Annotated in this window: 17 protein-coding genes; 9 read left to right on the forward strand and 8 right to left on the reverse strand. The window is 57.8% G+C overall.

Annotation, left to right across the window (positions count from 1 at the left end; all coding sequences use genetic code 11):
* Positions 1–7 precede the first annotated feature (7 nt).
* Positions 8–382, forward strand: a complete 375-nt coding sequence (locus WX88_RS12590) for a hypothetical protein (protein WP_046244738.1) — start codon at positions 8–10, stop codon at positions 380–382.
* A gap of 135 nt (positions 383–517) precedes the next feature.
* Here the strand turns inward: WX88_RS12590 and WX88_RS12595 are convergent, their stop codons facing one another.
* The 3 genes from WX88_RS12595 to thiL all read right to left on the reverse strand — a co-directional run bounded on the left by WX88_RS12595 (position 518) and on the right by thiL (position 2,772).
* The gene (locus WX88_RS12595; protein WP_046244739.1) at positions 518–973 is read right to left on the reverse strand and encodes a YybH family protein; all 456 of its coding nucleotides are present in this window, start codon (positions 971–973) and stop codon (positions 518–520) included.
* A 120-nt stretch (positions 974–1,093) separates the two neighbouring features.
* The gene (locus WX88_RS12600) at positions 1,094–1,606 is read right to left on the reverse strand and encodes a YMGG-like glycine zipper-containing protein (RefSeq protein ID WP_046244740.1); all 513 of its coding nucleotides are present in this window, start codon (positions 1,604–1,606) and stop codon (positions 1,094–1,096) included.
* A gap of 137 nt (positions 1,607–1,743) precedes the next feature.
* On the reverse strand, positions 1,744–2,772 hold the full coding sequence (gene thiL / locus WX88_RS12605; RefSeq protein WP_046244803.1) for a thiamine-phosphate kinase: 1,029 nt from the start codon (positions 2,770–2,772) through the stop codon (positions 1,744–1,746).
* Positions 2,773–3,118: 346 nt separating this feature from the next.
* On the opposite strand from thiL, the gene WX88_RS12610 reads away from it, so the two are divergent.
* Together WX88_RS12610 and WX88_RS12615 are read left to right on the forward strand one after the other, a co-directional pair.
* A complete protein-coding gene (locus WX88_RS12610; RefSeq protein WP_046244804.1) occupies positions 3,119–3,706 on the forward strand; it encodes a TetR/AcrR family transcriptional regulator in 588 nt (195 codons plus the stop codon).
* Positions 3,707–3,919: 213 nt separating this feature from the next.
* A complete protein-coding gene (locus WX88_RS12615; protein WP_046244741.1) occupies positions 3,920–4,537 on the forward strand; it encodes a hypothetical protein in 618 nt (205 codons plus the stop codon).
* A 197-nt stretch (positions 4,538–4,734) separates the two neighbouring features.
* On the opposite strand, the gene WX88_RS12620 is transcribed toward WX88_RS12615, so the two are convergent.
* Positions 4,735–6,477: a M3 family oligoendopeptidase gene (locus WX88_RS12620; RefSeq protein WP_231590692.1), complete on the reverse strand. Its 1,743-nt coding sequence runs from the start codon at positions 6,475–6,477 to the stop codon at positions 4,735–4,737.
* Between the two features lie 499 nt (positions 6,478–6,976).
* On the reverse strand, positions 6,977–8,077 hold the full coding sequence (locus WX88_RS12625) for a ferredoxin--NADP reductase (protein ID WP_046244742.1): 1,101 nt from the start codon (positions 8,075–8,077) through the stop codon (positions 6,977–6,979).
* Between the two features lie 185 nt (positions 8,078–8,262).
* Here WX88_RS12625 and WX88_RS12630 point away from each other — a divergent pair, with 185 nt between their 5' ends.
* Positions 8,263–8,970: a peptidoglycan DD-metalloendopeptidase family protein gene (locus WX88_RS12630; RefSeq protein ID WP_046244743.1), complete on the forward strand. Its 708-nt coding sequence runs from the start codon at positions 8,263–8,265 to the stop codon at positions 8,968–8,970.
* 171 nt (positions 8,971–9,141) lie between these two features.
* Here the strand turns inward: WX88_RS12630 and WX88_RS12635 are convergent, their stop codons facing one another.
* A complete protein-coding gene (locus tag WX88_RS12635; protein ID WP_046244744.1) occupies positions 9,142–10,365 on the reverse strand; it encodes an ABC transporter permease in 1,224 nt (407 codons plus the stop codon).
* Between the two features lie 109 nt (positions 10,366–10,474).
* On the opposite strand from WX88_RS12635, the gene WX88_RS12640 reads away from it, so the two are divergent.
* From WX88_RS12640 to WX88_RS12650, 3 genes are all read left to right on the forward strand, one after another.
* Positions 10,475–11,725, forward strand: coding sequence for an exo-beta-N-acetylmuramidase NamZ family protein (locus tag WX88_RS12640; RefSeq protein WP_046244745.1), 1,251 nt, complete (start codon positions 10,475–10,477; stop codon positions 11,723–11,725).
* 75 nt (positions 11,726–11,800) lie between these two features.
* A complete protein-coding gene (gene fmt / locus WX88_RS12645; RefSeq protein ID WP_197076770.1) occupies positions 11,801–12,745 on the forward strand; it encodes a methionyl-tRNA formyltransferase in 945 nt (314 codons plus the stop codon).
* 25 nt (positions 12,746–12,770) lie between these two features.
* Complete coding sequence (locus WX88_RS12650; RefSeq protein ID WP_046244747.1) at positions 12,771–13,259, forward strand: dihydrofolate reductase; 489 nt, start codon at positions 12,771–12,773, stop codon at positions 13,257–13,259.
* Between the two features lie 74 nt (positions 13,260–13,333).
* Here WX88_RS12650 and porU2 read toward each other — a convergent pair whose 3' ends face one another.
* Together porU2 and WX88_RS12660 are read right to left on the reverse strand one after the other, a co-directional pair.
* Positions 13,334–18,487, reverse strand: coding sequence for a putative type IX secretion system sortase PorU2 (gene porU2 / locus WX88_RS12655; RefSeq protein ID WP_082116006.1), 5,154 nt, complete (start codon positions 18,485–18,487; stop codon positions 13,334–13,336).
* Positions 18,488–18,569: 82 nt separating this feature from the next.
* Positions 18,570–19,703, reverse strand: a complete 1,134-nt coding sequence (locus WX88_RS12660) for a putative type IX sorting system protein PorV2 (protein ID WP_156176100.1) — start codon at positions 19,701–19,703, stop codon at positions 18,570–18,572.
* Positions 19,704–20,115: 412 nt separating this feature from the next.
* Between WX88_RS12660 and WX88_RS12665 the strand changes: the two genes are divergently transcribed.
* Together WX88_RS12665 and WX88_RS12670 are read left to right on the forward strand one after the other, a co-directional pair.
* Positions 20,116–20,463: a PadR family transcriptional regulator gene (locus tag WX88_RS12665; protein WP_046244750.1), complete on the forward strand. Its 348-nt coding sequence runs from the start codon at positions 20,116–20,118 to the stop codon at positions 20,461–20,463.
* A gap of 62 nt (positions 20,464–20,525) precedes the next feature.
* A complete protein-coding gene (locus WX88_RS12670) occupies positions 20,526–23,198 on the forward strand; it encodes a PspC domain-containing protein (RefSeq protein ID WP_046244751.1) in 2,673 nt (890 codons plus the stop codon).
* Positions 23,199–23,228: the final 30 nt, after the last annotated feature.

Below are 23,228 nucleotides of genomic sequence, written 5' to 3' on the forward strand. Positions count from 1 at the left end.
AATTATCATGGACTACTTCAACGACCCCGAACTCAACGGCAAATACCTCGGCACCATCACCAAGGATTTCGTCGTCGTGTCCGATACCCTGCTCGAAGCCTCTTCCCAAATCCGCAAGGGTGACTTCAGCAAGTATCCCATTTTCGTGTTTGCCAAGCAGGAAGTGCCCCTCGGCGGCCTGCTCGTCAATGCCGACGAGCTGAATTTGGAATGGCACGTCTTCGCCAGCTACCTGGAACTGTTCGTGCAGCAAGGCATCATTAGCGAAGAGGGCATCGAAGGCTTCCAAGCCACCTATAAAGACCCCGACGAGTTCTGCTGCCTATTTGTGCTCGACGAGGAGTTTACGAACTTCGTTTTCGTGCCTTACCCGGAGGATTAGCACATTAGCCCCAGCGGGGCGGCATGTCGGTAGTAAATCCGGGATTATGTTAAGAACGACAAAGCCCCAGCGGGGCGACACTCGTTGAACGAATGCCGCCCCGCTGGGGCTTGCTCAGCAGATTGTAAATACTTCCTAATTCCGGCGCTGCACTGGCAAGTCTTCCAGCTGCGCGTAGCTCAGCTTCCAGGTCTTATCGGCCCCCTTTTTCCACAGGAAGATGTAGTTGCCTTCGCCGAAGCCGCTGGGCTGGCCGGGGCCGGACGGTAGCACATCTACCGAGAACGTGCCGGCCTCGTAGGCGCTGTTGGCATCAACGTTCGAGCTGACCACACTGGTCTTCAGGCTGCTGATGGTTGGCAGGGTTTCGCGCACCCATTTTTGCGCCACTTCGTCTTTGCCCTTCCAATGGGCGGTGCCTTGCACGAAGCTCACGTCGTCGGCCAGCATACCGGTAATCTTGCCGGAATCCCGGCTGTTCCAGGCCCCGATAAAGTCCTGGTCCAGGCGCTGAACGTTCACGGCTTCGTCGGCCTTCGAACAAGAGGTGAGCACTACGGCTACAAGCAAACTATAGAATAGGGATTTCATAAATCCAAAAGGTTGATGAGGAGGAATAGAGTGGACGCCATCATCCATGATAACGAAAGGTTTTAAGGAACAAACCCCGGACGCGCAGGCCCAGGGTTTGCATCTCAATCAAGCCGGTAACTACCAGCTCTTGTGGCGGTACTCCGAATTCGAATAAGGCTTCGATGCATCGCCATACGAGTCGTTGGGCAAGTACGCGGCGTTTGATATCGCCGGCTGGGCACTGCCGCTCACCATGGCGTTCGAGGCCGCGAGGCTATTAGCGGGCACTGCCGCCGCCTGGGTTTTAGCGGCTACCGCCTCGCGGCGGGCCAGGGCGCGGCGGTACTCTGCTTCGCGGGCAGCAGCGGCACGGTTGGCGGCAGCTATGCGGGCGGCTTCTTTGCGCTTGTTATCCGTGTGCTTGCCGATGGCGTAGCCGGCACCGGCCCCTACTACGCCGCCCACCACGCCACCAACAGCCCGGTTGCGCTTGTTGATTACGGCGCCCAGAATGGCGCCCGAGCCACCGCCGATAACGGCGCCCTTGGCTTGGGGGCTCCATCCTCTGCGTTCCTGGGCTTGGGAAGGAGTTGCGGTGAGCATAGTGCTCAACAACACAATCAGGCTGAAAATATACGGGAGCTTATTCATGACAGAGGGCTTAAAAAGTTGAGAAGAAATAGCTGGGTTTGGCACAACAGGCACAATCAACATGCCACCCTAGCTCCTTCCTTTGCCCTCCTAACGGTTTAGCTTACCTAATGTTAATTATCGCACGACGAACTGGGTTAAAAACTCGTCCAACCCTGCGCCTGAAGCGGCACAGGTTGGCCGGCCCTCGTGATGAGGTTGGCACCCTCACTGGCTTCAGTGAGGTGACCGATGATGGTAATGTCGGGATGGTTCTTGAGCTTTTCATGGTCCGTCACCGGCACGGTGAATAGCAATTCATAGTCCTCCCCACCATTCAGGGCGCAGGTGATAGGGTCGAGGTTGAACTCGGCGGCGGCTTCCAGCGTGGGGTTGGCCAGGGGCAGAAACTCAGTGAAGACCCGGGCGCCCGTGCCGCTGGCCTGACACAAGTGCAACACCTCCGAGGCCAGGCCATCGGAGATGTCAATCATGCTGGTGGGGCGCACGCCCAGCTCGCGCAGCTCGTGCACGATGTCAAGCCGGGCCTCGGAGCGCAACTGGCGCTGCACCACGTACTCGTAATTGGCTAGTTCAGGCTGGGTTTCCGGGTCGGCGAGGAAGGCTTGCTTTTCGCGCTCCAATACCTGTAGGCCCAAGAAGGCCGCGCCCAAGTCGCCGCTCACGCAGAGCAAATCCGTGGGATGGCCCCCGCTGCGGCGCACGGCCTGGCCGGTGGGGGCCTCACCTAGCACCGTCACGGCCAGGGTGAGCCCGCCGCGACTGGCAGTGGTGTCGCCACCCACCAGGTCCACGTTGTAGGCCTCGCATGCCAGGCGCATGCCGGCGTAAAGCTCCTCAATGGCTTCCACGGTGAAGCGCGAACCTGCCGAAATACCCACCACCAGCTGCGTGGGCAGGGCATTCATGGCGGCCACGTCCGACACGTTCACCGCCACCGCCTTATAGCCCAAGTGGCGTAATGGGCAAAATGATAAGTCGAAATGAATGCCTTCAACCAGCAGGTCGGTGGTTATTACCTGCTCGGTGCCGGGCGTGGGGGCAATGATGGCGGCATCGTCGCCAATGCCCAGCACGGTGCCGGGCTGACGCGTGCTGATACCGGCTTGCAGACGGCGAATAAGTGCAAATTCGCCAATGGCGGTGAGGGGCGTGAGGTCGGACATGAGCGTGGCGTGAAGCTCCAGCTTCGAGGTTTTGGGTGGCAAAGAGGCGCGAAACTGGAGCTTCGCGCCACGGCGCAAAAGTACGCTCACAAAAAAAGAGGGAATTGCATCCCTCCTTTTTTCAGTTGAAACCTGCGCTGTTTATTTCACCACCAGCCCTTTGTATATTTTAGGCTGCCCGGCGGCGCTCAATATCTGCGGGCTATTTACTACCTGAACCTAAAACTGGTCAGGCCCCTGGTTGTTGCGCGGAATAAAGCCCTCTACTTTTCCGTTTGGATGGCCAACTAACCGCCTTTTTCACATGCTAGCCCTGCCTAGCAAATCTACCTTATTGTTGTTACCCATGAGTTTTTCCCCTCCCCTTTCCCGCAAGGCCCAAATTGACCATACCGCTACCGCTCTGTTCCATGAGCGGGGCTTTGCAGCCACCAGCATGCGCCAGCTAGCCACGGCGCTGGGGCTGGAGGCCGGGAGCCTGTATTCGCACATCAAGTCGAAGGAGGAAATCCTGCACCGCGTGTGCTTTGGGCTGGCCGAGGATTTCTTCGCCGGGTTTGGGGCCGCCACCGCTGATGCCACGGCCCCAATAGCCACGCAACTGCGACAGGCCATCGAGGGCCACGTACGGGTTCTCACCCGCGACAGCGCCGCCTCGGCGGTGTTTCTGCACGAGTGGCGCCACCTGAGCGGGCCGGCCCACACCGAATTCCTAATCCTGCGCGACCGCTACGAAACCGCCTTTCGCGAGCTGATTCAGCGCGGTATTGCCGCTGGCGAGCTACACACGCCCGATGCCGCCTTTGCCACCCTCACCCTACTGGCCAGCCTCAACTGGCTGCCAGACTGGTATCGCTCCGAGGGCAAATTGACACCCGATGAAATTGCCCATCGCCTGGCCGAGCAGCTGCTGGCCGGGCTTCTCAAAGGATAAAGCGCCCTACGAACGAACCGATAGGTAATCCTCGTTTCCTGAATTACTCGGGCTACTCAACGGCCACGACAACAATATCGATTCGCGGTGGCCGTTGGGGGCCTACGCTGGGCCAGTCCGTACTTCATTGCTCCCCATTACCGTCAATTGTTTGAGCTATTCAGACTGGTGTAGCTTTGCGAAGTCGGTTATTTTCTCTATCTCGTTTTTTCTATGCGCAATTCCCTCTTTTTCTCCCTCAAACCAGTGGTTGTAGGCGTGTTGATAATCACCGGCTGCGCGGCCTCCTGCAAGCGCGATGGCAGCAAGACCGCCGCGCTGAATCCGGCCTCGACCGCCGCCGTAAAAGCCCAGTTTGATATCCTCCGCGACTCTGTTGATGTGAAATGGCGCACCATGACCGAGAGCGACGACCAGAAAATAGGTACCACCCGCCTGCTCTTGCGCGAGCTACAAAACCAGCCCGGCGCCAACGCTACCCAGCTACAAAACCTGGAGCGCGCCAACACCCGCCTCAAGGCCATCCGCTACGATCAGCAAACCATGGCCAGCTCCGCCCTGATTGATCGGTACGACGCCGCGCAGGACTCGCTGCTCAAAGTGGTGTACCCCGTGGCGGCTCCCGGTGGCAACGCCCCCACCGAAAACGCCCGCAACTTCGTGGAGGGCCTCCAACAGCTCGATGCCAGCGTGGTGGGTTACCGCGTGCAGTACGACCGCGCTGCTAAGCAGTACAATCAGTACCTCAAGCTGCATCAGGCCGAGCTTCAGTCCTTAGGCGGCAGGTACGCTGAGCTGAAGCCGCTACCGCTGTTCGAGCTGCAAAACTAAGCCCACAACCAGACTAGAGGCAGGCGCATCAAGTACCGTCGCCCTCACCTCCTGCGAACACCGCAAAGACTACCCCCTGAGAACAAGTGCGGCACGAGCACGCCCACCAAGCTCAGCGGCAATTCATAGCATTAAACTTCAATAAAAAAGGCGGCCGGCAAATTTGCCGGCCGCCTTTTTTGATCTGATTTCGCTGCTTACAGCGCGGCCATTTCTTCTCTCACGAAGTCGGCCAACGTGCGCAGGTAATCGGTGCTGAAATCGAAGCGAATGCCCGCCGCCGCGTAAATCTGGCCGATGGGTGCGGTGTAGCCCAGGGCCAGGGCGCGCTTGTAGGCGGCCAGTCCCTCGGCGGGATTTTGGCGGTAGTTGCGCCACACGGCAATGGCCCCGAGCTGGGCCATGGCGTACTCAATGTAGTAGAAGGGCACTTCGTAGAGGTGCAACTGCTTCTGCCACAGGAAAGGCTTGAACGTTTCCAACCCTTTCCAGTCCACAGTGCGCTGGTTGAACTCGTCGAAAATATCCACCCAGCACTGGTGGCGCTCGGCCTCGGTGTGAGTGGGGTTCTCGTATACCCAGTGCTGAAACTTATCAATGGTAGCCACCCACGGGAAGGTTTCGAGCACGCTTTCGAGGTGAGTTTTCTTGGCCCGGCGCAGGTCCTCGGCGTTGGGGAAGAAGACGTGCCACTGGTCCATGCTCATCAGCTCCATACTCATCGAGGCCAACTCCGCCACTTCGGACGGTGGGTGCTTGTCGGCACCCAGCGGCAGACCGCGGGTGAGGAAGGAATGCACGGCGTGGCCGCCTTCGTGCAGCATGGTCACCACGTCGCGCAACGAGCTGGTGGCATTCATAAAAATAAACGGCACACCCGTCTCGTCCAGCGGATAGTTGTAGCCGCCGGGAGCTTTGCCTTTGCGGCTTTCCAGGTCGAGGTGGCCCATATGGCGCATGGTGCGTAGGCAGTCGCCAAGGTAAGAATCCAGGTTCTGGAAGACGGTGATGGTTTTGTCCAGCAGCTCCTCACCGGTGCCGAAGGGCCGCAGCGGCGGCTGACCGCTGGGGTCCACATCGAGGTCCCAGGGCCGCAGGGCGGGTAGGTTCAAGTCTTGCCGACGTTCCAAATCGAAGTCGTCAATCAGCGGCACCACCGTTTCGCGGATGGCCCGGTGAAAATCAAAGCAGTCTTGCGGCGTGTAGTCGAACCGACCCAGGGCGGCAAACATGTAGTCGCGGAAGTTGACAAACCCTGCATTCAACGCCACTTGGTGACGCAGGCCCACCAGTTCGGTAAAGAGCTCATCGAGGGGTTTGGCGTCTTGCAGGCGGCGGGCCTGAATGGCGCGCCAAGCCGTTTCGCGCACTGCCCGGTCAGGGTTTTTGAGGCGGTCGGCGGCTTGGGGCAGGGTTAGCTCCTGGCCGTCGAGGGTCACGTTCATAGCTCCCACGGTAGCCGCGTACTGCTGCTGCTTGGTGCTGATTTCGGTTTTGAGCGGAATGTTCTCGACCCGGTAAATTTCCGATGCCCGGCGCACCGAACGCAAAAACACGCCGTAGCGGTTTTCGTTGAGCCCAGCCAAGTGCGGCGAGGCCAGCATCTTTTCGTTGAGGGCGTGGTCGTAAGGAGCGACTTGGGGCTCCACTTCGTTCACGAAATACTGGAAGGCTTCGGCCCGGGTGGGGTCCTGGGTATCGCAGGTCATGCGGATGTAACGCCAGGCCAGGTCTTCGCTGAGCACGGCTTCCAGTTCGGAGCGGTCGAGCAACCAGCGTTCCAGCTCGGCGGCCGTGACCACCGGCCGGTCTTGCAGCTCCTGAAAAAACGGCTCAATGGCCGTCCAATCAGTCACTATAAAATCCTCGGGTAAGTACTGGCGTGGAGGCCGGCTGGTGTCGGTCGCCGACTCGGCGGTAGGTTCAGCAAGTAGCATCATAATACAATAGTAATCGAAGGAAATTAGGGAGCGGTTGCTCCGGCCGAGGCCTTCGCTCTACGAAACAAAAAACGAGCCGACTAAGAAATGTTTCCTCAGCTTAGGACTTATCTAACCTAACTCGCCTGCGCTGTTGAGTAAAAGAATGATTCTGTTGAGCTTGCCAAGGGAGGTTTTGGAATCGATTCGAAAACTAATTCGCCAGAACAAGGGTCTTTCAAGAAGCTTCATACTAAACGGTTAATCCAAATTGTAGCCTAACCTTCAAGTAGCACCGAGTTAGCAGTGCTGCCACTTTACGGCTGAGGAAGTCACTGCTCTTTTCCTACCAACGTGTTACAGGTTTACGGCTGGTCCACTATGATTAGAGCGGTGTAGGAATCCATTTCTAGGTCGTCGGGCTACCCTCTCCGCAGGAGAGGGATTGGGGGTGAGGCTTCCCAACCGCGCCGTACCTACGAACTGGAGAAGTGCTACAGATTTCAGTAGTAACTGCCAATTAGCCAATTTCTATCACCACATCGTCGGTCATGGGGTGGGCCACGCAGGTCAGCACGTACCCTTGCTTCATTTCTGAATCCGAAAGGCCTTCGCGTTCATCGAGATGTACTTTGCCGCTTAGGCACTTGCCGCGACAGGCGGTGCAAAGGCCCGCCTGGCAGGAATAAGGCAGGTCAATATCCTGGTCCAGAGCTGTTTCGAGGATGGTTTTATTGGCGGGCACCTCAATCAGATACTCACTGCCTTCGTACTGAATGGTGACGGTGCGGGTGTTCTTAACAGCATCGCTGGAACTGGCCGATACGTCGCCGTGGCCGCTGGGCTGGCCGGCAATAGCCTCCGCCGTATCGGCGCTGGCTACGAAGCTCTCGCGGCGGATGCGAGCCTCGGGCACCTTCAGCAAGTCGAGGGCGGCACGGGCTTCTACCATCAGGCCCTCGGGGCCGCACATAAAGTACTCGGCCTGCTCAGCCGGAAACTGATGGCGCTGCTCCAGAATGCGCAGCAGCATGGTGCGATTCAGGCGACCAGTGTGGCGGTGGGCACCGCCCGGGCGCAGGGGCTGGCTGTACACGTGCTCCACTTGCAGGTGGCCGTTGCTGCGGGCTTCGAGGTCGGCGAGCTGCTGCTGAAAAATCACCGATTCCTCGTTGCGGTTGCCGTAAATCAGCAGCACGTGGCTCTGGGGCTCGGTGTTTATTACGGCCTTCAGAATTGACATCAGCGGCGTGATACCCGAGCCGGCCCCGATGAGCACCAGCGACCGGGCCGCCTTGGGGCTGGGGCTGAGGGTAAAATTGCCCAGCGGCTCCATCACTTCTATTTGCTGGCCTACTTGCACCGTATCGAGCAGATAGTTGCTCACCAGCCCTCCGGTCACTCGCTTCACCGTCACGGACAGCCGGGGCGCCTCGTGCGGGGTGCTGCTCAGGGAGTAAGCCCGACGCTCCTTTTTGCCCTCCGGGCCGCAAGGCAGAATCAGCGTCAGGAACTGGCCGGGCCGGCTGGCAATGGGCTGGCGGTCGGGCCGTTCGAGGTGGATGGTAACAGAATCGGCGGTTTCCTGGGTCAGCGCAATAACAGTCAGGGTTTGGTACATTGGTGAATGAACAAATGAGTGAGGAAGCGAATACGAGGCCGGGCAACCCGCCAGATTCGCCGTGAGTAGTAAACAACAATGGGCGCCAATTGTGAACCTGGCAGCTCCAACTTGCCCGGCAAAGGTAACTTGCCGTCCCTGCTACGGCTCTGCGTCCGCTCCGAGTTTCATATCCTCCCCTTTCTATGCTTGCTGACCTCCTGCTCCGCCACCAGGCCGAATTTGGCCCCGTTCTACCCATCGACCTCAACGGTCCCAACGTCACCCGGCTCGATTTAACGGATAATAACCCCCTCGTAGCCCACGCCGACTTGCGCGATACGGCCGCTTTCGAGGTAATCGTCAACGCGCTGCTGGCCGCGCAGGACGCGACCATCGGCGTGGGCGGCTATCTCGAAAACCGCATTATCTACCGCCGCAGTCAGCATTTCGGGCTTGGCCAGGTCGAGGAAGCTAGGTCGCTGCATTTGGGCATTGATGTATGGATTGCGGCTGGCACGCCCCTGCTCGCCCCCCTGCCCGCCCGGGTGCACAGCCTGGCCGACAACGCCAGCTTCGGCGACTACGGCATCACCGTCATCCTCCAGCACGAGCTCGAAGGCACCACCTTCTACAGCCTCTACGGCCACCTCAGCCGCAAAGAATGGACGTTGCTCCGCGTGGGTCAGCAGCTGGAAAAAGGCCAGGCCTTCGCCACCGTGGGCCCCTACCCTGAAAATGGCGACTGGCCGCCCCACCTGCATTTCCAGCTAATTGCCGACCTGCAAGGCCGAGTGGGTGACTTCCCTGGCGTGGCCCGCCCGAGTGAGCGGGAAATATGGTCCGCGCTCTGCCCCGACCCAAATCTGGTATTACAGTGCTCTCTCCTGGACCGCAGATTGAACGGATTTTAACGGATTTTTTGTGGTTCCGCTCCTTTGTTTTGAAGCGGTAATGTATGTGATTCCCCTAAATCTGGAACCACAAAAAACTGCTTCAACGTGATGGCGAATAAGGCCCAACTCGGTTAAAGCCGCCAAGCGGAACCACAAAAAATCCGTTAAAATCCGTTCAATCTGCGGTCCTTAGTCGAATTTGATGGCCACCACTGGCTTGATGCGCGCGATGAGGTAAGTCGGAATCAGCACCGCCAGCAGTGATGCTCCGAAGGTAGCCACGTTCAGCAGCACCAGCATTTTAGGGTCCCAGAAAATGGGCACCCGGTCCATGTAGTAGTTCTCAGGGTCGAGGGGAATGACTTTGAAATAGTACTGTACGGCGCAGAAACCCAGTGCAATGGCGTTGCCAATGAGCATGCCCCGCACCGTGAGCGACAGCCCCCGGAAGAAGAACATGCGCCGAATCTGATTATCCGTTGCCCCCAACGCCTTCAAAATTCCAATCATGTTGGTGCGCTCCAGAATCATGATAAAGATGGTTGCTACCATGTTGAACGTGGCCACGAAAATTATCAGCACCAAAAAAATAATCACGTTACGGTTCAGCAGCTGCAACCAGTCGAACAGCTGGGCATACTGGTCCGTGATTTTATCAATTTTGAGGTCGTAAGGCAGCTGCTCGTAGAACTCATTCGTCGTGTGGTCCAGGGTTTTGAAGTTTTTCAGCACCACTTCCATGCCGCCCACCAGCGAGTCGGGCCAGGCGGGCGAGTTCAACTCCCGAATCTGCCGGATGTCGCCGATAACGTACACCTCGTCAAACTCATCCAAGCCTGTCGAATAAATCCCGCTCACCCGAAACTGACGAATGCGCGGCGGGTTCTGGATAAAGTAAAACAAGGCTTTGTCACCCACCGCCAGCCGCAGCTTATCGGCCACCCGGCGCGAGAGCAGCACGTCATCGCTGGCCACCGAATCCGGGAAGCTGAGGAAATTGCCCGTAATCAGGTTCTGACGCATCGGCGAGAGGCCGTCGCCTTCCGAAATGCCTTTCAGCACCACGCCCAGCACTTCGTCCTTGGTTTTGATAATGGCCGTTTTCACGGCGTACGGCTGCGTCGATTTCACCTCCGGGAACTCATGTAGCCGCTCCACTAGGCGCGGCCCGGCAATGGGCGCCACCTCCAGCGAGTTATTCGTGTCGTAGCGCGAGATTTGCAGGTGCGAGCCAAACGAGAAAATCTTGTTCTGAATCTCGTTCCGGAATCCTTGCAGGATGGCAAACGACACCACCATCACCGCCAAGCCCATGGCAATGCTGATGATGGCTATTTTTGTGACCGAAGCCGTGAAGGAGCCGGAATCGGCTCCCCCATCAATCTTCTGCGAAATGTAGCGGGCAACATTCATTGTTCGACCGTAAAGCTACGTTTTGAACCGATACCGGCCATGCTACGGCCCTGTTCCCACCGGGCTTCTCCTAGCCGCATCGCTTTCTTTCGTCTTTTATTTCGCATTTATGATTGGTATTTCTGCAAAAGTCACCCTGGCGATGCTGCTCGCGCTGCCCACGTGCGGCACCTCTCGGCCCGCCGCCACGGCCGCCCGGCCGCCTGCCACCGCCCAAGATTCGGCCCATACGGAAATTGCCCCGCCCGCCGTTGCGCCCATCGTCGTTGGGGCCGAGCAGCTAGCCAAATACCTGCCCCAGCTTCAGAATAAGCGCGTAGGCCTGGTCATCAACCAAACGTCTCGCGTCGGCAACACCTATCTGGTCGACACGCTGCGCGCCCGCGGCGTCAACGTGACGGCCATATTTGCTCCTGAGCACGGCTTCCGGGGCGAAGCCGCCGACGGCGCCACCATCAAAGACGGCCGCGACGCCCGCAGCGGGGTGCCCGTGCGCTCCGTCTACGGCAAAACCAAAAAGCCGACCCCCGAAATGCTGGCCGATGTCGACGTACTGGTTTTCGACATTCAGGACGTCGGCGCCCGCTTCTACACCTTCATCAGCACGCTGCACTACGTGATGGAAGCCGCTGCCGAGCTTAACAAAACCGTCCTCGTTCTCGACCGTCCCAATCCCAACGGCAACTTAGTAGATGGCCCCATCCTGGAACCAGCCCACAAATCCTTCGTCGGCCTCGACCCCTTGCCCATTGCCCACGGCCTGACCGTTGGCGAGCTAGCCACCATGCTCAACGGCGAAAAATGGCTGGCCGGTGGCCGGCGCTGCCAGCTCACGGTGATACCCCTCGCGGCCGGCTACACCCACGCCACGCCCTACCACCTGCCCGTGCGCCCCTCCCCCAACCTGCCCACCGACCAGGCCATTGCCCTCTACCCGAGCATCTGTCTGTTCGAGGGTACTAACGTGAGCGTAGGCCGCGGCACTACCACGCCGTTCGAAGTCATCGGCAGCCCTACGCAGCCGGCTACCCGCCCCTACTCCTTCACCCCGCAGCCCAACGCCGGCTCGCCCACCCCGCCCCTCAACGGCCAGCTCTGTTACGGCCTCAACCTGGCCGATGCGCCCACCCGCAGCGAATCAACGGGCCTCGTGCTGAAATACCTACTCGATTTCTACCAGCAAAGCACCGACAAGCCCCATTTCTTCGGGAAATATTTTGAGGAGCTGGCCGGCACCACCACGTTGCGCGAGCAAATCATCGCCGGCAAGTCGGAAGCCGCCATCCGAACCTCCTGGGAGCCCGGCCTCACGAAATTCAGGGCGCTCCGGCGCAAGTACCTGTTGTACCCGGAACGGTAATGGCCGTTTGCCTATTCCCATTTAGTAAGTTGTGCGGTCAACATGACGTTCTTTTTGGTCTGAAACCCATTCTCAATGCTACGAATCATCTTTATGGGCACGCCCGATTTTGCCGTGCCCACCCTGGAAAGCCTGCTGGCCTGGCCCGGCGGACAAGTGGTAGCCGTTGTCACGGCGCCTGACCGGCCCGCCGGGCGTGGCCGCCAACTGCAAGCTTCTGCTGTGAAAACCGCCGCCCAAGCCCACAGCCTCCCCATCCTGCAACCCACCAACTTAAAGTCGCCCGAATTTCAAGCCGAGCTAAAAGCCTATGGTGCCGATTTGCAGGTAGTGGTGGCCTTCCGCATGCTACCCGAGGCCGTGTGGAACATGCCCCGCTTGGGCTCCATCAACATCCACGCCTCGCTGCTGCCCCAGTACCGGGGCGCCGCCCCCATCAACTGGGCCCTGATACACGGCGACACCGAAACGGGCGTCACTTCCTTCTTCCTGCGGCACGAAATCGACACCGGCGACTTGATTTTGCAGGACCGCGTGCCTATTGGCCCCGAGGATAATTTCGGCAGTCTCTACGACAAGCTGAAAACTGCCGGCGCCGCCCTGGCCCGGCGCTCCGTCGAAGCCATTGCCGCTGGCACCGCCCCCAGCACCCCACAGGAGCAGCGCGACGACCTGCGCCCCGCGCCCAAAATTCAAAAGGAAACCGGGCGCCTGGATTTCAGCCGCCCCGCCGCCGAACTGGTGAATTGGGTGCGAGGCCTCTCCCCCATTCCCGCCGCCTTCGCCACCCTGCCCGACGGCCGCATTCTGAAAATATTTCGGGCCAAAGTCAGTCTCCCCGAGCCTGATGCGGAACCACCTCCCGCCCCCGGCACCTGGGCCTCCGATGGCCGGCACTACCTGCGCGTAGCTGCCGCCGATGCCTGGCTCGACGTGCTCGACGTGCAGCTCGAAGGCAAGAAACGTTTGCCCGTGAAGGAACTGCTGCTCGGTTTCAAGCTGCCCGCGCAATCTGTTTAATCGTGTTTTTCACCATCTTTTCATCATGGTTTCATTCGTGGTTGCCGTCGCCGAAAACGGCGTTATTGGTCAGCAGGGCGAACTACCCTGGGGCCGCTTGCCTGCTGACCTTCAACACTTTAAACGCCTCACCGTGGGCCACCCCGTAATAATGGGCCGCCGCACGTACGATAGTCTCGGCCGGGCCCTCCCCAAGCGTCCTAATATCGTGGTAACACGCCAAACCAATTGGGCTGCCCCCGGCTGCGAAACCGCCGCCTCGGTGCCCGCCGCCCTGGACCGCGCCCGCGAATTAGCTGAGGAAGTATGCGTCATCGGCGGCGGTGAAATCTATCGCGAAGCCTTGCCCGCCGCCGATGTCATCTACCTCACCGAAGTCCACCACAGCTTCGAAGGCGATGCCCATTTTCCCGCCCTCGACCCCACCGAATGGCGCGAGGAAACCCGCGAGCGCCACGAAACCGACGAGCAGCACGCTTACGCGTTCAGCTTTGTGACGCTCCGGCGACGCTGAAAATCCAATCTGAAATAAAGCAAAAGAGGCCACCCAATTGGATGGTCTCTTTCGTTGAGAGTAGTTGCTGAACCTTAGCGCATCAGCACCAGCTTGCCCCAATCATTCTTGAAGGCTTTGTCGCCAGCCGTTTCGCGGTGGCTAAACTGGTTGCCGGGATCATCGAGCGCCACACGGTAGAGATACGTGCCATTGGCCAGCCGGTCACCGTAGGTATCGGTGCCGTCCCAGGCAAAATCGGTGATATTGTTGCCAATGTGCAAGGGGCCCAGCTCGTTCATAAAAATCTCGCGCACTACGCGCCCGGTCAGGGTCAGAATCTGAATTTTCATGTTGCGCGGCAACTCCTGTCCGGTCACCGTGAACACGAAGCGCGCCTTGTTAATAACTGGGTTCGGATACGGATAGAGGTTGGTGATTTTCGAGGCGTTCACCACCTCAAACTTCACCTGAAACTCCTGTGAGCCCGCACTGGCATTGCTGGGGTCGCGGCCCTGCACTCGCAATGTGTACATTCCATCGGCCAGGGGCGCGCTTTGGCCAGGTCGGTATTCCAGCTTAGCCACGCTGCCATTGGTTTTATCAACGCTAAAATTGACATCGGCCCCTGTCACGTTCACGGCGGCCGGCACTGCCTGACCAGGCCGTTGCAACGTCACATTAAAAAACGACGCGTCCGTCACGTGACGCAGCTTATCCTCGTCATTAAGCTGGATGCTGATGACTGGCGTAGGTGACACCAACTCACCATTAAGAATATGGCGGCCATCGAAAGCCACGTCTAAGGTCGGCGGCAAGTTGTTGTCGATTATCGTGAAGGCATCCAGCAGCAGCTCGTTATTAGAATACAGTTGTTCAGGCTGCAAGCGAGGGTTTACGAATACTTCGATGGTAAAAGTGCCGGACCTTCCGATCATGTCGATGCTTACGGGCACCACCGCGGTAGCCCCCGCCGCCAGCGCACCAGGCACACTTATAACCGTGGTATAATCTACGTTGTTGGTGGCCGCATTACGCAGATTCACGCGAGCTTGCAACGGCGCGGCGAAAGCTGCGGTCGACACATTTTGGAAATTTACTGGAAAGCTAATATTGCCTGTCGTAGTCGCCTGCTGGACCAAAGTAGCGGGGGCATAGCTTGCGGCCGGCACCAAATCGCGGCGCACCACGCCTTCGGGCAGGGGTCGATACGTGACCAGCCACTGGCGCAGTTGCGGTGGTATCCGCGTAACCGAATCCCCGAGGGCCAGTTCCAAGCGCAGATATGGGTACTGCGAAGCCGCAATGGTGGACAATGCCTGCGCCGAGGAAGTAACGTTAGGGAATACCACTGATTCGGTACCCTGCGGGTCGATGGCCACCACTTTGAGGGTGTGATAACCATTAGCATTAGCCGTGCGGATAGTAGAGTATAAGCTCAGCCATTCTCCAACCGGCCCGATGCGGGGCGACACTACCCGGCCGGCGGTGGACCGCTGCTGCAGGGTATCCCGCAGCTCAATGATTTGGTCGTGGCCAGGGGTGCTCAGGGCCGCGTTGGGGCCGACTTCGTGCACGAGGCGGCCGGTAGTGGCCGTCAGCTTCTGGCCCAGCAATGCCAGCGGCTCGCCATCGGCCAGCTGGTTAATCAGCTGCGAGCCAAGTAAGGTTTGCAGCGTGGCTTTGAGTGATGCCGGCAGCAGCGAGTACCGCAGATGGTTGACCGATACGAGGGCTACGTAAGAACCTGGGGGCACTGCTGCCAAAAAGTTGGCTAGCTCTTGCTGGCGGGCAGCGCTGGAGTTCAGGTTATCGAGCGGATCGGGAGCCGGGTCGGTAGCGGAGACCTGGTCGGCAGCGGAGAAATAATAGAACTTATTCGGGGCCTGTCCGCAGTTCTGATACGCCGCCGGCATGGCGACGGGACGCAAACCAGACGGCTCATACACCGCCACCAACAGGTTGGGAGAAGTTATTCCGCAGCGGCTCACCGACGAGGGCGAGCCAGCCGACTGGATATAGATGCCAGCGCCCGTAAGCGAATTAAATTGGGGCGCGCTACCAACAGCTACGCCCCCGCCACGCGTACGCATCACCAGCGGCACCCGATTTGGTACGAAGGTCCAGGCACCGGCCGGGCCACTTACATCAACGCCCGTGCGAGTAGTGCGTTGCAACTGGGCATAGTGGCTCTGCGACCACCCGCCTGGGCTGCTTGGAATCACCCGGAACGAAGATGTTACCCAATTCCCATCTTCACCAGGATTCGGAGTGTGAAAGCGCGCACGCCAGTACCATACCACACTATCACGCGGGGCTACACTAGGCAAAACGGGCTGCCATTCGGCTGCTACCCCCGCTGTAATGAGGGGAGCACGCAACAACCGGCTACTATTGAAGGTAGAAACGGTATCTAATTCAAAGTCATAGCCGCGCTGGGCCCCATTAGGGTCATTATTCTGCACCACCAGGCGGTGCGGGACAGTATTCACAATTGCAAATTCAGTGGGATTAACAACTGACAAGCCGCCCTCCAAAAAGGTATAGTCTATTTCTGCCGTGTTGTTAGTTTCACTACTCTCTACCACTCGGTTGCTAGGGTCCAGCTCTACCCGAAACGTGCTGGTGCCAGCTTCCGTCGGCGTGTTTGGCAGGGTCAGGGCATAAGTCGTATCCTGGGCCCAGGCCTGACGGCGGGTGAAGATAGAATATACCTGCGGCGGACGCCCCGAGCTATACCGGCGCGTCACCTTGATTTCCAAGGGGTCGTAGGTAATTTTAGCCGGATTGGATACCCCCACATTCAGGATAAACTCGGTGGAAGCGGCCCGCACTCGGCCGGACTGACCCAGTGCCGGAGAGACAGACAATGATGCGGCATTGGCAACAAAATCCGGGCGCTCGGGGGCGAACAAAGCCAGCGTTGGGTCACCTTGCCAGCTCGTACATAACAACTGCTCAATTCCAATATCACTTCTGAAATCAGGAGTTCCCTGCAGACGTCGCACCAGTTCATCATTCACGACTGTTATGGGCTTACCATACCAGGCGGGGTCGTTAAACAGCAGCTTGTATAGCACCGCTTGAGCTTTACTCAACTCATAAGGGAAACCGAAGCCAGACTGGCCCAATGAACCCAAAGCACCTTTCTGGTCAGCAAATAACCATTGTTCTACCGTCGTCGAAACAGATGTGAGTGTACCATTAGCAGCACAGCCGTATAAAAAAAGGAAGGGATACCGCCCGGTATTATTGTAGCTGGGAGACGTGGTCGGCGAACCGAAATTAAGCGCGAAGAAGTTGTTGGCGCCATGACCAAAGTACGTAATTAGCGAAAGCCCGGCATTAAGTTGCGCCGAAATATCAATACTCACAGGTAGTTTATCAGGCGTGACTCGGAACTCGGTAGCCACACGTCCTCCTAGGAAGGGCCGCTCCACTCGGGCTTTGGCACTATCCAGGTAAGACCGGAAGGTAACTGTTTCAGCAGCATCATATCCCCCCACCAAATGAAGCACGTTTTTACGCCAAGGAGCGGCAGGCAGTGCTTCGTGAAAGGTCAGTTTGTTCAGATAGCTTATAATCTGCTGTGGCGTGGTAGCCGTGAGACGCCCCGTATGCAGCTTAGCCACGAAATCATTATTATCGATATTAGCCGTGAGCATGTTATCAGATACCGAACGGCTACTAGTAGGCACCAAGTTCACACCCTCCGCGTTGTTCCGATTGAACGCCCCGCTCTCACTAGGCACGATACCCTTGCCAAGCAATAATAAATAACGGTTAGTTGCCGTAGGAGCAGCCGCAACTATCCAGCGACTAAAGTGGCGCAATGCCAGCCACGAACGGTCTCCATAGGTAAACTGGTCATATAGTTGGGGAGCGGTAACCACCAATGTATCGTAGCGTCCACCCGCCGCCGAAGCCCGGTAAGCCGCGTACGCTTTGGGCGCGTTGACAATGCCCGTAGCCGGGTCCCGTTTCATCAGTTTTGGATGGGTAATAATGATAAACGTGGGCACCGCCGGGTTGATGGCCCGGAAGTACACACGCCTAGCTGGCAGAGAAGGTACCGCAGGGCGCGCTTCATCGGCTAGCAGAAGCTGGTGAGTGGCGTTGGCATTGGCGTCGGGAAAAACGAACCGCCGGCTGGTCCCGCTGCTGCCGACGGTACTCACGATGCGCTGCACGTTGTAAATGTCCTGCACGTCAAATCCTACGGCAGTGGCTGGAATAGAACTGCTCTCAAACTCATAGGTGGCGGGCCCCGTCAGGAGCGAGTCGTTCTGAAATGTGACACTATGGCGGTCTGGAATCCAAAGGTTAAGCTGCGGCGCTATAATGCGGATGTAACAGGCGTAATAATTATCACCAGGCACACCGGAAGCATCTTGTTGATAGACAATCTTAACCTTGCCTGCGGCATCAACATCCGAGCGTAATAATTGGAAAGTTCGCCGCCCCAGGCTGCGGCCAGTCCACCTGATTACCCCCAAACTGCGCCGGGTGCCGGAAGGGGTCACGACCAATACCTCAGTATCATGGACTGACCCAGTGGCTCCAAACATGGCAACTTCTACTTGAGGTGCTGGCCCGGTCGCGGCCACATTTCGGATTACAGAATCGCATTCAACTGTTGCAGTTCCTCCACCAAAGAATCCCTCGCCAGCTTCCAACCACGGTAAGTAAACGCTCTTCAGCATTGGATCATCTAGATAAAAATTCACTTTCAAATTTACCTGGCTAGTCAAGCGGTGTGGATGCACTGCCCCACCGGCCGCGCTGGGCTGAGCCATGCGCCGGCCTGAGCGGGCGGTGCTCCAGGTGATGAAGTAGCTGGCGGTGTCCGTGTAAAAGCTGTAATAGGTATGCGGCTGGTCCTGACGGTTCTTATATAGCTCGCCATCCAGCTTACCGTCGTTGTGCACGGCGTAGAATTCCAGGAAGGTGGTTGGGTCGAGCACGTTTGGGTTGCCTCCCAGGTAAGTGGCAATTTCCCGACCGCGCCGCCAGACTTGCAGCTGGCTGGGAACTACCCCACTAATACCGGCCTGGGTTAGATACTGATAATCGAGCTTGTAAAGCCCGTCTTTCAGAATCTTAACCTTGTAGTATTGCTGGCCCGGCACAATCCACTCGTTGCCCACGGGGCCCGACTGGGCGGCTGCCCACTGGCTACTTAATAATAGCCCTACCAACACCCAAAATATCCTCCAACTCCTATCTACTTGCTTGTAGTTTTTATACATAGTACGTAAGTTTTTCTGCCTGCAAAGGTCTCACCCTAGCAACTAGCCAGGGTGAATAATCTCGTATTCACAAGGATAGGGGTTACTTGAACCCGTACCCTAGCGAGACAATCAGCGAGTTGCTTTGGGAGGAGCTGCCTAGCTTCTCAATCGCCAGACGTGACAAGGCTAGGTCAACGCGCAGGCCGCTGATGGCCACGCCGGCCCCAAGGCTATACTGGCCCTTCCAGCTGCTATTGTAAGTGCCAGTGCTGCTAACGGCAAAGTCCTGAATTTTCTGAAAGTTGCCTACGCCGCCGCGCAGAAACACCAGGTTCCTATAGCCTAGCTCTAGCCCGGCGCTTGGGTCGGCGCTCACAGCTTTACTGGATATGAGCGTATTGCGCTTCCCATCGGTCGTGGTTTCCAAATCGGCAGCTACCAAGGCCGAGAACTGCTTGGGCAGCTCAAAACGGCGCCCCACGCCCAGCACTAAGCGCGGCAGCGTGATTTCGGAGCTGTTGGTGGGAATCGCGTCGTTGCCAATGGCCACGGCACTATTCGCGCCCTTGCGGTACTCATCGGCATTGATAGTCCACTGGGTGAACGTGGTGGTAATGTCGCGGGCCATGAGGCCCAGGTTCCAACCATTGCGGTTGTACTGCACCCCGGCATCAATCCCGAAGCCGTACCCATTCGCAAACTTACCAATGTTACGATAAATGATTTTGGCGTTTGCTCCCACGCTCAGGCCTTCTACGCTACTCAGCTTACGGGCGTAAGAGAGCAGTAATGCATAGTCGGCCACCGAAAAGTATTCGATTTTACTGTAATCGACGTAGCCGTATTCATTGATAAGATTACGAGTGTCAGCAATATTATCGACTCCCAGACGCATCACGCTCACGCCAATAGCACTTTGCTGGTCCAGGGGCATAGAGAAAGCGGCGTAATCATTCTTCACCACTCCCGAAAACAGCTCGGAGTGCATCAGCACCCCATCGTATTTGTGGGTTTGGTTTACCAGGCCAGCTGGGTTCCAGTAGCCGGAGGTTGCATCATTAGTCAGGCTCACCTGCACTTTGCCCATACCGAGTGCCCGAGCGCCCACACCGATGTTCAAAAATTCGTTGCTGTATTTGGGCGTTTTGGAAGACTGGGCAGCAACAGGCAGAGCAAGCATGGCCGTAGCAGCCAGCAGGGAAACCCCACGAGTGACAGAGAAAAGTTGAAGCATAAACAAGGAGATGGGTAAGAGTTGCGCCGACGGAACGCAAGTTACTTCATTATAGTGCATCAGGGCCCATCAATTTCGGGTTAACAAGGCCTCTGGGTCGGGGAATAAGGAGTAATACGCGGTGGGTGAAGACGGGAGAACCGCATCACTCATCAAGCAACTGAGTGAAATTTAAGCACTGGTTTCAGCCTCTATACCGCAGGTGCTGGACTCCGCCACTCCTCTTGGTGAAGACCTCTAGCAAATAGCTACCGGGCCGCTAGTATCTCGGGCAAAAATTTTACATCTGATAATCAGTACAAAGCAAAATAAATGAGTTGCTTTCATTGAATTATTCATCCAGTACCTTGCGTTACAAAGTACCTACCATACATTTGTACTGTTTCTCACCCACTAGCTATTCGTAACGCCCATGAAACTCGAGAACACCCAGGTTCAGATGCGCAAGGGAATCCTTGAATTCTGCATCCTGGAAATCATCGCCCGCGGCGAAGCCTACGCCTCCGACATGCTGGAGGAGCTGACTTCGGCCCGCATGATAGTGGTGGAGGGCACGCTCTACCCGCTCCTGACCCGCCTGAAAAATGCCGCGCTGCTGGACTATGTCTGGAAGGAAAGCACCAGCGGCCCGCCTCGCAAATACTACACCCTGACCGACGCTGGCCGCCAATTTCTGGATGAGCTGCGCGACACTTGGGAGGAGATGGCCACTTCCGTAAGCATCATCCGGCACAGTGCCCCGCCGAAGCCCGCAGTTTGAGTTGCCGCCTTTTTCCTTCTTCACTCACCAGAATTTAAACGGCCGTTTTTCAGCCTTTTGTCATGAAAAAGAATATCAGCATCAACCTGCAAGGAATTATCTTTCACATCGAGGAGGACGGCTACGAGGTGCTTAGCCGCTACTTGGCCGAGGTGAAAGCCCACTTTGCCAACTACCGCGGCCACGAAGACATTGTAGCCGATATTGAAGGGCGCATCGCCGAGCTTTTCTCCGCCCGCCTCTCCCCTCTCCAGCAAGTCATTAGCCTGGACGACGTGAATGCCATGACGGCCAAAATGGGCCGGGTAAGTGACTTCGCCTCGGACGCCGACGAGGACGATGAAGCTACTACCGAAACTGCCGGGGCCACTGGTACCTCGGCTTCGGCCAATGCTTCGGCAGGCTTTGGCAGCACGGCGATTCCCAGCGCTACGGCAACCGCCACCGACGGCCCCAAACGCCTGTACCGCGACATGGCCAACCGCAAGGTGGCGGGGGTAGCCGCCGGCATTGCTCAATACTTCGCCGTAAATCCCCTCTGGATTCGCCTTGGGTTCGTGGTCGGCACGATATTTTTCCCCGCCATCGGAATATGGGGTAACGTACACCACGACCGTTTTGAAGTGGGCGGCTGGCTTGCCCTAGCTTACATCATACTCTGGATTGTGCTGCCCAAACGCTACGATGCCCCGACACCTAACGAAGCCCTGCTGAACTCGGGTCCGCTGGCTGGTCGGCGCCTGTTTCGCGACACAGGCACCGGCAAAGTTGCTGGGGTAGCCGCAGGCCTGGCCGCCTACTTCAACATTGATGTGACGCTGGTACGGGTGATACTACTGGCCGGCCTGTTTGCGGGCGGCTTCACCTTCCTGCTGTACGTCATTTTGTGGATAGTCTTGCCCGAAGCCAAAACGGTTTCGGACAAGCTGCGGATGCGCGGCGACGCCGTAACGCTGGAAAGCTTCGATAGCAGCATGCGCAACAGTGCTTTTGTCGACGGTCCTTCGACCACAAATCGCCCCGTAGGAGCTTTTGTTGAAGATGCCGCCCGTGGCCTGCAGCCCTTAGTAAACTTCCTGGGGTCAGCTATCCGCATCGTGGCTGGAGTGCTACTCACCATCATGGGCTTCAGCCTGCTGCTGACCCTAGCCATTGCCTTGGGAGCCGGCATCGGCCTGCTGCCTAATTCGGAAAACATCTCGTTTGGCGATGCGCCTGCTCACGTCATGCTGAACGGAATACCCGCGTGGGGGCTGCTATCTGGCTTTTTAGTCGCCGGAATTCCCTCTTTGTCGCTGCTGCTGGGCGGCCTGAACCTGCTGTTCCGCCACTCCATCATGCCCCGCACCGTGAGTCTGTCATTACTGGGGCTGTGGCTGCTGAGCGTTGTGGGGCTAGTAATGGTTATTGCGCAACAAAGCCGCCAGTACCAATACAATGCCGAAGTGGAGCAGGTAGAGCGCTATTCCGCCATCACCACGCCGGTAGTGATGCTCGATGCCCGCAACGTGGACCGCCAGTGGGAACAGCACGTGGATGTACGCCTCGCCGCGGCTGATAGCGGCAAAGTAGTAGAGGTGCTGCGCATCTTGGGTGCCAAAGGCCCAAGTGAAGAAGTGGCTCGCCGTAACGCTCTCACTTCCATAGACTATACGGTGCGACCCAGCGGTGACTCCTCGCTGGTATTTGACGACCATTTCTCCTTCTTGCCCGGCGCCAAATACCGCGAGCAAGAACTGGCTATTACCGTCCGCCTGCCCCGGGACCGCACGTTCCGTCTCAGTGAGCGTTTTGCCAACAACCTGCTTGATGATAACAACTTCGTGGATAACCGCCGCCCCACTAACCCCGAGCAGCACCGCTACCGCCTGCGCGGCAACAAGCTGGAGTGCCTGGCCTGCACCGATGAAGAACTCGGCAGAACCGACGACGAAGATGATTCCGAGTTCAACATCAATATTAACGGTGATGACGCTATTGATGATGACGGCGATGATGATAACGACGACGGTGACAACGAAGACAACAAACCCGGCCTCTCGATCAACTACGGCGGTGCGCCTTCCTTCAGCACCGACTTGGACAACTACGGCAACGGCCGCCGCAACTTCGACGAAACCGACTTCACGCAAGTGAGCGTGGTGGGCGCCTACCGGGTAGTGATACGCCAGGCCGATGCTTTCAAGATTGAAGCTGGCGGCGCCGACAATACGTTGAACGACTTGCGCGTGGTGCGTGACGGCAACACCTTGAAAATCCGCCCCCGCAACACTTTCTTTTTTGGCCGTAGCTGGAGCCGGAGCGAAGAAAAAGTGCTCATTCGCATCGACATGCCCAGCGTGGAAAGCTTGGACCTGGCCGGTGCTGTGCAAGCCGACCTAGGTGGCTTCGAGCGGCAAGAGCGCATGAAAGTGCAGCAGGCTGGCGCCAGCCACCTCCGCCTCAATGGCAACTACGGTACGCTAAAAGTAGCCCAAGCCGGCGCCTGCCGCACCACCGCCACCGGCCACGCCGATGACCTCGACCTCGACGCTGCTGGGGCCTGCGAACTAGCCGGTGCCAACCTCCAAACCCGCTCCGCCAAGGTAGCGGTAGCCGGCATGTGCAAGGCCCGCCTCAACGTGACGGAGAGCATCAAAGGTGATGCCGTCGGAGCCAGCGAAATAGCTTACAGTGGCCAACCAAAAAACGTGGATGTAGACGCCACGGGACCGTCCAGCGTCAAACGATTATAGTTCGCCGAATTTCCTTTGTTAAGAAATAAA

Origin of the sequence: Hymenobacter terrenus (genome assembly GCF_000972495.1) — a bacterium.
Lineage (GTDB): Bacteria > Bacteroidota > Bacteroidia > Cytophagales > Hymenobacteraceae > Hymenobacter > Hymenobacter terrenus.